Genomic DNA, 14,867 nt, shown 5'->3' on the forward strand with positions numbered 1-14,867 from the left:
TGATCTACATCGCGGGGGCGGTGGAACACCACTGAGGGAAGCTCGGTAGCGAAAGGAGGAAGTCCGTGAGGAAAAAGGCACTGACGATTCTGGTGGGAGCTCTGCTCCTGATGTTGGCGGCACCGGCCTTCGCCGAAGAGGGAGCCGCCGCGGCCGCCGGTATGGGCAAGGACACCCTGGGCGTTCTGGCCGCCGGCTTCTCCATGGCCTTCGCCTCCGCCATCTGCGGCCTCGCGCAGGGCAAGGCGATCTCCGCGGCCTGCGAGGGTTCGGCCCGGAACCCCGGTATGGCCGACAAGCTGCAGATCATGATGATCATCGGTCTGGCCTTCATCGAGTCCCTGGCCCTCTACACGATGGTGATCATCTTCGTGAAGATGTGACGAACCACCGGGGAGTCCCGCCCGTGCGGGACTCCCCTCGTCTCTCTTCAGTGCGCGCGACTCGTCCCGCCCCTGTCCCCCTTTCCCTCCATCCGGTGCTTGTGTGCCCCTTCCTCGAGGACGCGGAGTCCTTCCTCCGCGAGGCCGTGGGGAATAGGCGCCCCGTCTTGTGCACCGAAACGCGCCTCCTGCCTGTCCTGAACCGCGCCATCACCGGCCTGGAACGGATGTTTCCCGGCCTCGCGCGGGTGTGCATCCGAGGGGGGGAGCGGAACAAGACGCGCCGCCAGAAGGAACGGCTGGAGGACGCCCTCTTCGCGGAGGGGCTCGACCGACAGGGGGTCGTCCTCGCCCTGGGCGGCGGAGTCGTGATGGACCTGGTTGGATTCGCCGCGGGCACCTTCATGCGCGGCGTGCCGTTCATCAACCTCCCCACCACCCTCCTCGGGATGGTGGACGCCTCCGTGGGCGGCAAGGTGGCTGTCAATACCCCGGCCGGCAAGAACCTGGTGGGCCTGTTCCACCCGCCCGCGGCCGTCTGCGCGGTCCTGTCCACCTTGTCCACCCTTCCCATGGCGGAGATCCGTTCCGGACTCGTGGAGTGCCTCAAGCACGGCCTCATCGCCGACGAGGACCACTTCGAAGCCGCCGGGTCCGCCCAGCCCGGCCGCATGGCCCGGGACCCAAGCGCCTTCTCGGGGTTCGTGGAGCGCTCCATCCGAATCAAAGGGGCCGTGGTCGACCGGGACCCGGAGGAACGCACCGGGGAACGGAACCTGCTGAACGCCGGCCACACGGTAGGGCATGCCCTGGAACGCCTGTCCGGCTATCGCCTGCGCCACGGCGACGCGGTGGCCGCCGGCCTCTGTTGGGAGGCGGCGCTGTCCGTCGCGCAAGGGTACGCCGCGCCTCCGCTCCTGGTCCGCGTCCAGGCCGCCGTGCGACGGCTCGGCCTGGACCCCATGCGGGACGAGTGGCCGGATCGGGACATCCTGGAAGCGGCCCGGTCCGACAAGAAGAACGCCGCGTCCCAGGTGCGGTATATTCCTCTCGGGGACGTGGGCCGTCCGGCGCTGCCTTCTCCCTACCTGGCCGCCATCGGTCCAGGTGACCTGCGGAAAGCCCGCGCCCTTCTCGGGAGGAGATGAGGTGGACATCCTGTACGGCATCCACCCCGTCGCCGAATGCCTCAAGGCGGCACGGCGGCCGGTCCGGAAACTCTGGGTCACCAGTGCGGACCGCCTGTGGGAATTGGCCCGGGCGGCGGGGGCCGAACCGTCCGTGAAGCCCTTCTTCGTGAACCGGGAGGCCTGCGACCGGCTCTGCGGGTCCCCGAACCACCAGGGCGTGGCCGCCGAGGTGGGCGATTTCCCGTACGCGGACTGGAGGGACCTCCTGGAGCCGTCGGAGAACGCGCTGGTGGCCGCCCTGGACAACCTGACGGACCCCCAGAACGTGGGGGCCATCCTGCGAAGCGCCCTCTGCGCCGGAGCCACCGGCGTCACCCTCCGGAGCCACCACGCGGCGAGGATCACTCCCGCCGTGGCGAAGGCTTCGGCGGGCGCCTGCGAGCACCTCCGGGTGGCCCTGGTCTCCAATCAAAGCCTGTTTCTGCGGGCCGCGGGTCAGGCGGGGATGGTCCGCATCGGCCTGGACGCATCGGGGGCCTCCTTGTGGACCGCGTCCGTCCCGTGGGAGTCCGGTGCGGTGATCGTGGTGGGCGCGGAGGGGCGTGGGCTGTCCAGGCTGGTGGGCGAACTCTGCGACTTGAAACTCAAGATCCCCATGGCCGGGGAGTTTGACTCCCTCAACGCTTCGGTGGCCGCCTCCCTGGCCCTCTTCGAAGCGGCCAGGAAAAGGGCCTCGCGATGAAGGCCGCCTTGCCGACCGGGAGGCCCGTCGAGCCTCTCTTTCCCGAGGAGTCCCGATGACCGGACACGACAAGATCGCGGTGGTGGATTTCGGCGGGCAGTACGCGCACCTCATCGCCACCAAGGTCCGCCGCCTGAAGGTCCTCGCCGAAATCCTCCAGCCCGAGGATCCCGCCGAGCGGTTCGCCGCCTACAAGGGCATCATCCTCTCGGGCAGTCCGGCCCTCTCTTCCCACGACGAGGACAGCGCCTACGACAAGGCCATCTACGACCTGCCCATTCCGATCCTGGGATTCTGCTTCGGCCACCAGGAGATCGCCAAACGGTACGGGGGCCAGGTGGAGCACGCCCAGCGGGAATATGGCCCCGCCATCCTGCGAATCCTTGGAACAAGCCCCATCTTCGAGGGGCTCGGGGAGGAAGAAACCGTCTGGATGAGCCACGGGGACACGGTGACGGTCCTTCCGCCCGGGTTCCGGGAAATCGGGGCCTCCATCGTCCCCGGAGGAGACCCGCACCCGAACGCGGCCATCGCTAACGACGGACTGAAACGGTACGGTTTTCAGTTCCACCCCGAAGTGGACGACACCGTCCACGGCGAGGCGATGATCGCGAACTTCGTCCTCAAAATCTGCGGCTGCCGCCCGGACTGGACCGTCCAGCGCGTGGAGGAGGAGGTCTTGGAGGAGATCCGGCGCCAGGCGGGCGACCGCCCCGTTTTCCTCCTCGCCAGCGGGGGAGTGGATTCCACGGTGTGCGCCGTCCTGCTCGGCACGGCCCTGGGGCCCGAGAAGGTCCACCTCCTCCACGTGGACAACGGCCTCATGCGGAAGGGGGAATGCGACGCCGTCCTGGCCGAATTCCGCCGCCGGGGCTGGGAGGCCAATCTCCACTTCGCGGACGCTTCGGCCCGGTTTCTGGAGGCGCTGAAGGGGGTCGTGGCCCCCGAGGCGAAGCGCCGGATCATCGGGGACACCTTTTTGGAGGTTTTCGAGGACGAGGCCGCGCGTCTGGACCTGGGGGGCTGCCTCCTGGCCCAGGGGACCATCTACCCGGACACCATCGAGACGGGCGGCACCCGGCGAGCCGACGTCATCAAGACCCACCACAACCGCGTGCCCGCCGTGGAGGCCATGATCGCCGAAGGGCGGGTCATCGAGCCCCTGAAGGACCTGTACAAGGTGGAAGTTCGGGAGCTGGGTGAAGCGCTTGGGCTTCCCGACTTCCTCGTCTGGCGCCACCCCTTCCCGGGCCCCGGATTGGGCATCCGGCTCTTGTGCTCGGACGGGGAGCCCGTGATGCCGGAGCCCGGAGCGGCCGAGGCCCTGGGCCGCCTGGCGCGGGGCGCGGGGATCGGCGCGGGTCTCCTCCCCATTCGGTCCGTGGGCGTGAAGGCCGACCTCCGCTCCTACGAGCATCCGGTCCTGATCTGGAAGGCCCGCCCCGCCGATGCCGAAACCCTTGCCGCCCGGATTTTTCAAGAGGTGCCGGGCGTGAACCGCTGCGTCCTCGATCTGTCAGGAAAGGGTTTTTCCCGGATCCGCCCCCTGCCCGCGACGGTCACCCGCGAGCGCCTGGACCTTCTGCGCGAGGCGGACGCGCTCGTGATGGAGGGGCTGAGGCGCCACGGCCTGTACCGGGAGGTGTGGCAATGCCCCACGGTCCTGGTTCCGCTCGAGGTGGACGGGGCGGGCCGGGAGTTTATCGTGGTCCGCCCGGTCTTGTCGGAGCGCGCCATGACGGCTCGACCCGCGGTGCTCCCTCAAAGCCTCCTGAGGGAGCTTGCCGAGTCCCTTTCCGTGCTGCCGGGGATCTCGGGCGTGGGTCTGGATGTGACGACCAAGCCGCCGGGCACGATCGAGTGGGAATGAGGGCGAAGCCGGGCGCCCGCGCCTTCCGCTCCGAAAGGGCGCGGCGGGCGCGAGGCGCGAACCGGGCTCCCGTCTGGATGGCGGACCCCATAGGGTCCTCGAAGGAGACGCGGTGATTCGGGACCTTTCCAGGCCCTACCAGGCCCGTCAGGGGGCGCCCCGGATCCGGGCGGTCCACGAGGCCATCTTCCGGCGGACCTACTTCGCGGACTGCCGAGCCTGCTCGTTCTGCAAGGACCAATGTTGCTCCTGGGGAGTGGACGTGGACACGTCGAACATGGCGCGGCTGTTCGCCCACGCCGGGCCCCTCGAAGTTCGGATGGGCAAGTCGAGGGAGCGGTGGTTCGAGACCGAAATCCGGGCGGATCTGGAGTTCCCCGGCGGCCGGGTGGGCCGGACCCGGGCGGAGGAAGGCGCGTGCGTCTTCTTGGACCGGGACGGCCGGGGCTGCCACATTCACGCCTACTGTCTCGAATCGGGCCTGGAAGTGTACGGGCTCAAACCCCTCGTGAGCGCCCTCTTTCCCTTGACCTTCGCGGAGGGAACCCTGGTTCCCGCCCTGGAAGTGGAGGACGGGTCCCTCGCCTGCCTGGGATCCGGCAAGAGCCTGTACCGGGGATCGCGCGACGCGCTGGCGTACCACTTCGGGGACGAATTCGTCCTGGAACTGGACGGGCTCGAACGTCTCCTCCCGGGAACGGGGGGGGTGGGCATCCGGTGAAGACGCTCCCGCTCGTCGGGCTCATGGCGGGTCTTTCTTGGCGGGCGGCCGCCGCCCCCGCGCCCGCCTCCCCTCCGGAACCGCTCCGAGTGCCCCGAATCGAGAGCCCCGTGAAGGTGGACGGGCTCCTCGATGAGCCAGCCTGGAGGCAAGCCCTCTCCATCCCCGTGAACACGGAGGTCCGTCCCGGGGAGAACATCGCCGCCCCCGTTGAGACTACGGTCTATCTGGCCTTCGGCCCCCGCCATCTGTACGCGGCCTTTCTGGCCAAGGACCCGGATCCATCTCAGATCCTGGCCCGGTTCTCGGATCGGGACGACATCTACGACGACGACTGGGTGGCCCTGGTTCTGGATACGTTCAACGATGCCCGAAGGGCCTACGATTTCGTCTGCAATCCCCTCGGAATTCAAGGGGACTCCATTGAGGTCACGGGAGGAGGGGAGAGCGGCGCCTGGGACGCCATCTGGGATTCGGCGGGCCGGATCACCCCCGAAGGGTACGTGGTGGAGATGTCCATACCGTTCAGCTCCCTGCGGTTTCAGCCGAGCCGGGAGGACCAGGTCTGGCGCTTTGACGCCGTGCGCAGTTACCCAAGGGGCGTGCGGCATCACATCGGCGCCTTCCCGAGAGATCGCGGAAACAACTGCTACCTGTGCCAAGCGATACTCATCCAAGGGTTCGCGGGGGCCGATCCGGGCCGCAACATGGAACTGGACCCGACCCTGACGGGGACTGTGTCGGAACGCAGGCAGGGCTTTCCGGACGGGCCCTTCGAGCGAACGGAGTCCAAGCTGGACCCGGGGATCACGGCGAGGTGGAGCCTCACCCCCAACGTAACCCTCAACGGGACGGTCAACCCGGACTTCTCCCAGGTGGAAGCGGACGCCGCCCAGCTCGACGTGAACACCCGATTCGCCCTCTACTACCCTGAGAAGAGGCCCTTTTTCCTGGAGGGAATGGACTACTTCCAACTGCCGATGGACGTGGTGTACACCCGGACCCTGGCCGATCCCGCGTGGGGGGCCAAGGTCTCCGGGAAGGTGGGCAAGGGGGTGCTGGGCGCCTTCTTCGTGCAGGATGAGACCACCAATCTTCTTCTTCCCTCGAGCCAGTTCTCCCGGGAAACCACCTTGGATGGGCCGAGCCAGGCGGGCGCGCTCCGGTACCGATACGACCTCGGAAGGTCTTCCACGGTGGGCCTCATCGCGACGGACCGGGCTGGGGAGGGGGGCTATTTCAACCGGATCCTCGGAGCCGACGCGGCGCTCCGGTTCACGCCCGAGCACACGCTGCGGGTCACGGCCGTAGGGTCCAAGACCCGATACCCGGAGAGGGTTGCGGAATCCCTCGGGGAGCCGTCGGGCGCCTTCCGGGGGGCGGCCTTCGACCTCATGTACATGCACGAGACCAGGGACTGGGAGCAGTACGTTCACGTCCAGCGGTTCTCGGACGAGTTCCGATCCGACCTGGGCTTTGTACCCCAGGTCGGCTTCACCTTCCTGGATACGGGGATCCTCCGGAACTGGTACAGCGACGACCCCCGCCACTGGTTCAACGAGGCCCAGATGTGGGTGGGCTACGAACTCACTCGAGATTCGTCGGGCCGTCGTCTGCGGGAGGTGTACGGGGCATTCGTCGAGCACCACGGTCCTCGCCAGTCCAGGGTCTATGGACTTGTGTACTCGGGCCGCCAGTCTTACCGGGGCAAGGAATTTGGCCACGACAACCTGCGCCTGAGCGCGGGTTTCCAGCCGGCCGGGAACCTGATTCTGGAATGGAACTCCTTTTTCGGCGACGACGTGGATTACTCGGACGCGCGCCGGGCCAGGCGACTTCGGCTCAACCCCGAGGTCCGCATGACGTCGGGCAGGCGCTTCCGGCTGGCCCTCGGTCACGTCTACGAGCGGCTGTGGGTCCCCCAAGGCCTTCTCTATCGGGCCCACCTGACGGAACTTCGCGCGGTCTACCAGATCGACGCCCGGGCCTTCCTGCGGGTCATCCTTCAGCGGGCGGACTATGCCTTTCGCGAGTCTCTCTACGCCGACCCGCCCGCTCCGCGCCACCGCGAACTCTTGAGCCAGATCTTGTTCAGCTACCGGGTCAACCCTCAAACGGGCCTGTACCTGGGTTATTCGGACCGGTATCTCGGGACCGCCCAGGTCGGCCTGACCCAGACCGATCGGACGGTCTTCTTCAAAGTCGGCTACGCCTGGGTCATGTGAGGGGTGGGAACGGGGCCAGGAAAAGAGGAGGGCCGGGGAACGCCCCGGCCCTTCCGCATCATTGACGCGGGGTCAACGGACGTCACTTCGTTTGCATGGAGGCGTTCCAGACGGGCTTGCCCTTGCACTTGACCTGGGTCGCCCAGGTCTGCGAGATCTGATCGACGACCGGAGCGGGGAGAGGGCCGTAGTCCATTTCCTCCGCCAGCTTCCCTCCCTTGCGGAGGGACCAGTCGAAGAACTTCAGCAGGGTCTGGGCGCGGTCCATGTCCGGCTGATCCTTGTAAATGAGGATCCAGGTGGCGCCGACGATGGGCCATGTGTCCTTCCCGGGCTGGTCCGTAAGGATCACCGCGTAGTTCGGCGTGTTCTTCCAATCGGCGCTGGCGGCGGCCGCCTGGAAGGAGGCCAGATTGGGAGCCACGAACTGTCCGTCCCGGTTCTTCAGAAGGACGGTGGTCAGGTTGTTCTGCTTGGCGTAGGCGTATTCCACGTACCCGATTCCGCCGTTCACCTGCTTGACGTAGGCCGCCACGCCCTCGTTGCCCTTGCCGCCGAGGCCCACGGGCCAGCTCACCGACTTGTCGTTGCCCACCTTGTCCTTCCATTCCTTGGAGACCTTGGACAGGTAGTTGGTGAAAATCCAGGTGGTGCCCGAACCGTCGGCGCGATGGACGACGACGATGTCCTTGGAGGGGAGCTTGACTCCCGGGTTCAGGCCGGCCAGACGAGGATCGTTCCACTTGGTGATCTTCCCCAGGAAGATGTCGGCGAGCGCATCCGGCGTCAGACGGATCTGGTTGGAGGCGATCCCGTCCAGATTGACGATGGCCACGACCCCGCCCATCACCGTGGGGAACTGGACCTGCCCCCGCTGGGCGAGATCCTCATCCTTCACCGGGGCGTCGCTGGCCCCGAAGTCCACCGTGCGGTTGTTGATTTGCTGGATGCCGCCCCCGGAACCGATGGACTGGTAATTCAGGCCCACGCCCGATGCCTTCTTGTACTCGTAGGACCACTTGGCGTAGATGGGGTAGGGGAAGGTCGCACCGGCCCCGTTCAGGGTCCGGACGTCCTGGGCGAGAGCCCCCATGGCCAGGGCCGCCAGGGTTCCTGAGATCAGCCACTTTTTCATCGTCTCCTCCTCAATGGACCGCTTTCATGGAAGGCCATTCTCGGGGGAGCGGGTTTCTCCCGCTTGGCGCCCGTCTTACGGATTCGCAGCAATGAGGGTGGTTCAGGTGCGGCCGAGACCGGCGAGGCGCTCGAGGACTTCGGCTTCCATCTGGGCACGCGGGCGGGACAGGGCGTGCCCCACTTCCGCAGAAAGAAGGAGCAAGGCCTTTTGGTACATCTTCTTTTCGCGGAAGGAGAGGGGTTTTCTGGAGTTGAGAACGTACAGGGCCTTCAGGACCTTCGCGATGGATGCGAGGTCGCCCTGGGCGAGCATCTCCCCGTGGGCCGAGAACCGCTCGCGCCATGAGGAGACGATGTCCGCCGGAGAGCCCGACAGATAGGCGAGGGCCTCCTCGGCCTCCTTGGGTGTGGAGGGGCGGCGGAGACGGACTTCTTGAACGTTGTCCATGGGGATCATGACCTTGGATTCGCTGTCCGCCTCGCGCACCAGCAGGACGCAGAAGACCCGCGTCCGGCCGTCCATGGTCCGTTCCTGGATCTCCTGGACCTGCCCCACGCCATAGCCGGGGTACACCAGGGTGTCCCCCACCGAAAACCACACCTTTCCCTCGGCCGCCATACGCTAAATATAGCACATTCAAGGCCGGGGAGGTAGCGCGTTGACCCGTCTCGATCGAGGGCCGTATCCTGGCTTCATGCGGAGATCCCACACCCTCGTCTGCACCTGGATCCTGGCCGCGCTTCTTGCGATGGCCCGGGTTCCGGCGGCCGAGGCCGCCGAGGGCGAGGCCCGTTTCGCCGAGACCACCATCCGGATCCTCACCATGGGAGAATCCCAGGCGCTTCGGGAGGCGGGGGCTTTTTCGGCCCACCTTCCCCTGGGGAAGCCGGCGGAATTGCTCCGCCGCCTCCAGGTGGAAAACGCCTCCCGGAAAGCCCGCCTGGACCTTGGGCTCCGCCTCTTGGTCCGGCCCGTCGTGGGAGAAGACGGGGTCCTTCGACTGATCCTTCTCTCGGAGTCCACACCGATGGGCGGGGAGGTGGTCAGCCGGGCCCGCGAGATGGCCTTCACCCACCCGGGCGAGCAGGTGATGGAGGCTTTCGTGGATCCGGGGACCGGCACCCGCGTCGTGTACTCCGTGTCCGCCTCGCTCGACGAGGCTCCCCCCCCGGCTCGGGCGCCCCTACCGCCGATGGGGTTCCTCGTCCGGGTCGAGAAGTGGATCGGGGCCCACCGAGTGGAGCTGGAGGCGTTGCAGCTCCAGTCCCTGGAGGGGCAAGCCGTGAGCCACCACTACGAGCGAAAGGTGCCGCGGTGGAGCGACGGTACAGCCTCCGGCGAAGAGTCGGACTGGACGGAGGGTCTTCCCGTGATCCAGCCGGGGCAGGAGCCGCCCCAGCTCAAGGCGGGTCAGAGCTTCTCCATCGCTGTGGAGCCGGAGTCGGGGAAAAAGAAGAAGGAAAAGGACAGGAAGAAGGCCGACGGGGCTTCGGATCTCCCCTCCCCGGAGGCCCCCCCGAGAAAAGTGGTCTGGGAGACCGAGGCGTACGATCTGACGCTGAAACCGCTGTCCATCGAATCGGGGCGCCTCTGCCTGAAAGTGGAGGTGGCGGGGCGCATGCTCTCCGCTTCCAAGTTGCCTCTTCCCCTCCTGTCCATCGAGGACGAAAAGTGCCTCCTCGCCGGCGAACCGGCCCCCTTCTACCTCACCCGCGAAGGGGCCGAGGGCCCGATGGGCTATGTCGTCTGGGTCGTCCCTCGATGGGAGGGATCCGACGGGTCCGGGACCCCTCTCCAGGCCCCTTCGAAATAGGACAGGTCATGACTCTCCCTCGCCCCATACTGCGCAGGCTTTTCCTCTCCGGGTTGTTGGCCCTTGTTTTCTGCCTCCCAGAGGCATGGGGGGACGAGCCGCCCGCGCCGTGTGCGGAGACGTTCCGGAAGGTGCTGCAAGCCACCCGGGGCGCCGCGGGAGTCCGGGCCGGATTCCGCCACGTCCTCCGATCCCCCTCCCTGAACCAGAACGAGACCGAGGAGGGCACGCTGATTCTGGCCGAGGGGGGGCGGACCCGGTGGGAGTACACCGTACCCCCTGGCAAGCTGGCCGTGGCGGATGGGAAACGGTCCGTCCTCTATTTGCCGGCCGAGCGGCAGGCCTTCGTGCGGCGGATGGACGCGGGCGATGCTCCCGTGGCTCTGAGGCTCCTGTCCGGCGAAGGCAACCTCGAAGCGGAAGTGGTCTGCGAGGGCGTGGAGCGGCTCGGTCGTCTCCTCATCCTGAAGCTGGCCCTGAAAGACACCACTTCGGGGGTGCGGAACCTTGAGGCGGCCGCGGACGCGTCCACCGGAAGACTGAATCGGGTCTACTTCCGGGACGCCCTCGGGAACGAGATCACCCTTGAATTGTCGGGCCTGGAGCCTCTGGACCGGGTGGACCCGTCCCTCTTCGCCTTCGAACCTCCGCCGGGAACCGCAGTGCTTCAGGGTCCGTGACTCACGGGCCTCGGTGGTCCCAGCCGGTATCCTCCGGCCCCCCCGCCGACCGGATCAGCCCGAGAAACTCGGCACGCGTCCTGGCGTCTCGCAGAAAGGATCCCCGCAAGGCGGAAGTGGCCGCGGAACTTCCCTCCTTTTGCACGCCCCGCATGACCATGCAGAGGTGGGTCGCTTCCAGCACGACCCCCAGCCCCCGTGGCTTCAAGGCCTCGGTGAGCGTGTCCGCCACCTGCTCCGTGAGCCGCTCCTGGACCTGCAGGCGGCGGGCGTAATGATCCAGGATCCTGGGGATCTTGGAGAGCCCCATCAATCGGCCGTTCGGGACATAGGCGACGTGGGCCTTACCGAAGAAGGGCAGGAGGTGGTGTTCGCAAAGGCTGTAAAAGGGGATGCCTTTGACCAGGACCATGGCCTCGGAGGGGTCTTCGAAGACGGAGCCCTCCAGGATCGGCTCAAGAGGTTCCCGATGCCCCCGCGTCAGCTCCAGGAGGCTTTCGGCCACCCGCGTCGGAGTCTTTTTCAGGCCGGGCCGATCCGGATTCTCCCCCAGGGCCGCCAACAGGCGTCGGACCGCATCCTCCATCGTGAACCCTCCGCACGGTCATTGTACACGCTCTGGACCTGGGGGAGGGCGCATCCCTGGGAATGCGGCCGGGCACCCAGGAATTGGAACGGCGTTTTCAGCCCTGGTCCCGATTGGAAACCGGGCTATGTATATGCGAAGAAAGGGGGGCGAGCCGGCAGAGGCCAATTCCCCCAAGGAGCCGTGAACGAAGTATTCGTTCTGGACCTGAGGACTTGACAAGAAGGTCCCGACGGACTAAACTTGCCTCCGGAATAAAGAAGACGGTGCGAGAAATGCCCATTTACGAGTACGAATGCGAACTGTGCCGCCGGAGATTCGAGAGGATCCAGAAGCTCTCGGATCCCCTGGTCACGTCCTGCCCGAACTGCGGAGGATCGGTGCACAAGATGTTTTCCGTTCCAGCGCTGCAGTTCAAGGGTTCGGGATTTTACGTGACCGATTACGCGCGCCCCGCGGGAGGGGGCGCGTCCTCCGAAGGCGCCGGTTCGGCTCCTGCAGCCAAGCCGACCGGGACCACCGGGGGCAGCCATGCTTAAACCCCACCTGAGATGCTCTTTCCTGACAACAAGGGCGCCGCTGGCGACCTCCTTCCTCAACCGTTTCCCCACCTAAAATCGAACCCTACCTCAACCCTCACTCCCCGGCCGGAACTCCGGCCGGGGGGCCCACCTTTTTTCGGCCCCGGGGCCGCTTCCCCTGGTGGTCCGCGTTCCAGGCCCCTCCGACGGGCACCCGTCGCTCCGGGCGCACCAACCGGCCGTTTGCGTTGATGAGGGAAGGGCTCTGTTGTAAAATCAATCGTTTCAGGAGGAAGCCGTGGGCGCGGACTGGAAAGACACCCTGAACCTTCCCAAGACGGACTTTCCCATGAAGGCCAACTTGGCCCAGCGGGAGCCGAAACAGCTCGATGCTTGGAGAAAGGCGGGGATCTACACCCAGATTCAGTCCGCACGCAGGGGGTGTCCGGTGTACTCCTTCCACGATGGCCCGCCCTACGCCAACGGGCGCATTCACCTGGGCCACGCACTCAACAAGGTGCTCAAGGACTTCATCATCAAGTCCAAGACCATGGAAGGCTACCGGGTGACCTACCGGCCGGGCTGGGACTGCCATGGCCTGCCCATCGAGCTTCAGATCGAAAAGGAGAAGGGCCGGAAGGTCCGCGAGGAGGACATCCACACCTTCCGCCGCCACTGCCGGGAATACGCGGAGAAGTTCATCGCCATCCAGCGGGAGGAGTTCATTCGGTTGGGGGTCTTCGGGGACTGGGAGAACCCGTACAGGACCATGGACTATCCGTACGAGGCCTCCATCGCCTCTGCCTTCCACGAGTGCTTCCAGAAGGGGTACGCGTACAAGGGGATGAAATCCGTCCAGTGGTGCATCCACTGCGAAACGGCCCTGGCCGAGGCGGAAGTGGAATACGCGGACCATCGGTCCCCGACCGTCTTCGTCAAGTTCCCCGTGGCGGCGGGGCAGGAAGGCGCCCTCCCCGACGGGCTGGGCCGCCCCGGCACCTCCGTGGTGATCTGGACCACCACCCCCTGGACCCTTCCGGCGAACCTTGCCGTGGCCTTTCATCCCGAATTCCCGTACGTGGCCATCGAAAGCGAAGGGGAGGTCCTCGTCGTGGCCGAGGCGCTGGCCGAGTCCTTTCTCAAGGAAATCGGGCGGGAGGGGAGGGTGGTAGGGGCGTTCAAGGGCGCCCGGATGGAGGGTCTGCGGCTCAGGCACCCGTTCCTCGATCGGGACTCGCTCTGCATCGTGGCGGATTACGTGACCTCCGACACGGGGACGGGGTGCGTGCACACGGCGCCGGGCCACGGCCAGGACGACTACCTTACGGGGGTCCGTTACGGCCTTCCCATCCTCAGCCCCGTGGATCGCCGCGGCCGGTTCATGGCCGACGTGGAGCACTTTGCCGGGATGAACGTCTTCGACGCGAATCCGGAGGTCGTCAAACTCCTGGAGTCCAGGGGGGCCCTCCTTCGGGCCGGAACCATCACCCACTCCTACCCCCACTGCTGGCGCTGCAAGAATCCTCTTATTTTTCGGGCCACCGAACAGTGGTTCATCTCCATGGCGCACGACGACCTTCGGGCGAAGGCGCTCAAGGCGATCGACGCGGTGGACTGGGTGCCCGCCTGGGGCCGGAACCGGATCTACTCGATGATGGAAGGCCGGCCGGACTGGTGCCTTTCCCGCCAGCGTCGGTGGGGGGTGCCCATCGCGGTCATCTTCTGCGAGTCCTGCGGGGAGCCGGTCCGGGATGGCCGGTTCTTCGAGGCCGTGCGGCGCGAGATCTCCGTCCGGGGGGCCGGCGTCTGGTACGAAGGCGATGCGGGCCGGTTCCTGCCGCCGGGGTACGCCTGTTCGAAATGCGGGGGAAAGGCCTTCCGGCCCGAGACCGACATCCTGGACGTCTGGTTCGATTCGGGGGTCAGCCACAGGGCCATCCTCGGCCACGACCTGGATACCCCGTGGCCTTCGGAGGTGTACCTGGAGGGGAGCGACCAGCATCGAGGCTGGTTCCACACTTCCCTTCTGACGGCTCTCATGCTCAAGGGGGCGCCGCCCTACAAGAAGGTGATCACCCACGGCTTCGTGCTCGACGGCGAGGGGCGGGCCATGTCCAAGTCCATGGGCAACGTCATCTCACCGGAGGAGGCCCTGAAAAAGCACGGGGCGGAGATCCTGCGCCTCTGGGTGTCCATGGTGGATTACCGGGACGACGTCCGCTTTTCATGGGACATGCTCCAGAGGAACGCCGACGCTTACCTGAAGATCCGGAACACGCTCCGGTACCTGCTGGGCAATCTCTTCGACTTCACCCCCGCGGAGGCCGTGGCCCATGCGGACCTGCCGGAGATGGACCGGTATGCGCTGATTCTGCTGGACCGGGTCATCCACCGCGTTCTGAAGGCCTACCGGGAGTTTGCCTTCCACCTCGTTTACCACGAACTCCTCCAGTTCTGCACGGTGACCTTGTCGGCCTTCTACCTGGACGTGCTCAAGGACCGGCTGTACTGCAGCGCCGCGGCCTCCCCGGAACGCCGTTCGGCCCAGACCGTTCTCTACCGGCTGGCGGACTCTCTGGTGCGGCTCATGGCTCCCATTCTGCCGTTCACGGCCGAGGAGGTCTGGTCGTACCTCCCGGAGCGCGAAACGCCCTCCGTGCACATGGCTCGCTTTCCGGAGGCCTCCGGCCGCGGCGACGAAGCCCTTGCGGAGCGGTGGGAACGGCTCCGGGGCATGAGGGAAGCCGTGAACAAAGCCCTGGAGGAGGCCCGACAGCGAGGGGAAATCGGGAAATCCCTGGAGGCCGAGGTGACCCTCCGCGCCGGGACGGAGGAGGAGGTCGAATTCCTGCGGCGATACGCCGGCGTCCTCCCGGAGCTCTTCATCGTCTCGTCCGTGCGCCTGGAGGGCGCCGGATCCCACGCGCCGGCGGTGACCGTCTCGAAGGCCGGCGGCGAGAAGTGCGCGCGGTGTTGGACGATCACCTCCGCGCCCATCCGGCACGAGGAATCGGCCCTCTGTCCGCGGTGCGCCTTGGTCACCGGGATTCGCGCCTGA

At 66.6% G+C, this 14,867-nt stretch carries 13 protein-coding genes; 10 read left to right on the forward strand and 3 right to left on the reverse strand.

The features are described 5' to 3' along the window. Window positions 1–65: 65 nt before the first annotated feature. The 6 genes from AB1824_07695 (at window position 66) to AB1824_07720 (ending at window position 7,071) form a co-directional block, all read left to right on the forward strand. Window positions 66–383, forward strand: a complete 318-nt coding sequence (locus AB1824_07695) for an ATP synthase F0 subunit C (protein MEW5764847.1) — start codon at window positions 66–68, stop codon at window positions 381–383. A gap of 167 nt (window positions 384–550) precedes the next feature. Beyond that, the gene (locus tag AB1824_07700) at window positions 551–1,531 is read left to right on the forward strand and encodes a 3-dehydroquinate synthase family protein (GenBank protein ID MEW5764848.1); all 981 of its coding nucleotides are present in this window, start codon (window positions 551–553) and stop codon (window positions 1,529–1,531) included. Between the two features lies 1 nt (window position 1,532). Beyond that, window positions 1,533–2,255, forward strand: a complete 723-nt coding sequence (locus tag AB1824_07705; GenBank protein MEW5764849.1) for an RNA methyltransferase — start codon at window positions 1,533–1,535, stop codon at window positions 2,253–2,255. A gap of 55 nt (window positions 2,256–2,310) precedes the next feature. After that, window positions 2,311–4,125: a glutamine-hydrolyzing GMP synthase gene (gene guaA / locus AB1824_07710; GenBank protein ID MEW5764850.1), complete on the forward strand. Its 1,815-nt coding sequence runs from the start codon at window positions 2,311–2,313 to the stop codon at window positions 4,123–4,125. 112 nt (window positions 4,126–4,237) lie between these two features. Next, the gene (locus AB1824_07715; GenBank protein ID MEW5764851.1) at window positions 4,238–4,846 is read left to right on the forward strand and encodes a hypothetical protein; all 609 of its coding nucleotides are present in this window, start codon (window positions 4,238–4,240) and stop codon (window positions 4,844–4,846) included. Next, the gene (locus tag AB1824_07720; protein ID MEW5764852.1) at window positions 4,843–7,071 is read left to right on the forward strand and encodes a DUF5916 domain-containing protein; all 2,229 of its coding nucleotides are present in this window, start codon (window positions 4,843–4,845) and stop codon (window positions 7,069–7,071) included. Before AB1824_07715 ends, AB1824_07720 begins: the two co-directional genes overlap by 4 nt. An 82-nt stretch (window positions 7,072–7,153) precedes the next feature. Here the strand turns inward: AB1824_07720 and pstS are convergent, their stop codons facing one another. Both pstS and AB1824_07730 read right to left on the reverse strand, forming a co-directional pair. Further along, window positions 7,154–8,206: a phosphate ABC transporter substrate-binding protein PstS gene (pstS, locus tag AB1824_07725; GenBank protein MEW5764853.1), complete on the reverse strand. Its 1,053-nt coding sequence runs from the start codon at window positions 8,204–8,206 to the stop codon at window positions 7,154–7,156. 102 nt (window positions 8,207–8,308) lie between these two features. Next, a complete protein-coding gene (locus AB1824_07730; protein ID MEW5764854.1) occupies window positions 8,309–8,809 on the reverse strand; it encodes a CarD family transcriptional regulator in 501 nt (166 codons plus the stop codon). A 58-nt stretch (window positions 8,810–8,867) separates the two neighbouring features. On the opposite strand from AB1824_07730, the gene AB1824_07735 reads away from it, so the two are divergent. Both AB1824_07735 and AB1824_07740 read left to right on the forward strand, forming a co-directional pair. Next, window positions 8,868–10,022, forward strand: a complete 1,155-nt coding sequence (locus AB1824_07735) for a hypothetical protein (protein ID MEW5764855.1) — start codon at window positions 8,868–8,870, stop codon at window positions 10,020–10,022. Window positions 10,023–10,153: 131 nt separating this feature from the next. Further along, window positions 10,154–10,702 (forward strand): outer membrane lipoprotein carrier protein LolA, encoded by a 549-nt coding sequence (locus AB1824_07740; GenBank protein ID MEW5764856.1) that lies wholly within the window; start codon window positions 10,154–10,156, stop codon window positions 10,700–10,702. Between the two features lies 1 nt (window position 10,703). On the opposite strand, the gene folE is transcribed toward AB1824_07740, so the two are convergent. Further along, the gene (gene folE, locus AB1824_07745; protein MEW5764857.1) at window positions 10,704–11,288 is read right to left on the reverse strand and encodes a GTP cyclohydrolase I FolE; all 585 of its coding nucleotides are present in this window, start codon (window positions 11,286–11,288) and stop codon (window positions 10,704–10,706) included. A gap of 275 nt (window positions 11,289–11,563) precedes the next feature. Here folE and AB1824_07750 point away from each other — a divergent pair, with 275 nt between their 5' ends. Continuing rightward, a complete protein-coding gene (locus tag AB1824_07750) occupies window positions 11,564–11,827 on the forward strand; it encodes an FmdB family zinc ribbon protein (GenBank protein ID MEW5764858.1) in 264 nt (87 codons plus the stop codon). A 280-nt stretch (window positions 11,828–12,107) separates the two neighbouring features. Further along, entirely contained in the window at window positions 12,108–14,867 is a 2,760-nt protein-coding gene (ileS, locus tag AB1824_07755; GenBank protein ID MEW5764859.1) for an isoleucine--tRNA ligase, read from the forward strand.

The organism is Acidobacteriota bacterium, assembly GCA_040752915.1.
In the GTDB taxonomy this organism is placed as follows: domain Bacteria; phylum Acidobacteriota; class UBA4820; order UBA4820; family DSQY01; genus JBFLVU01.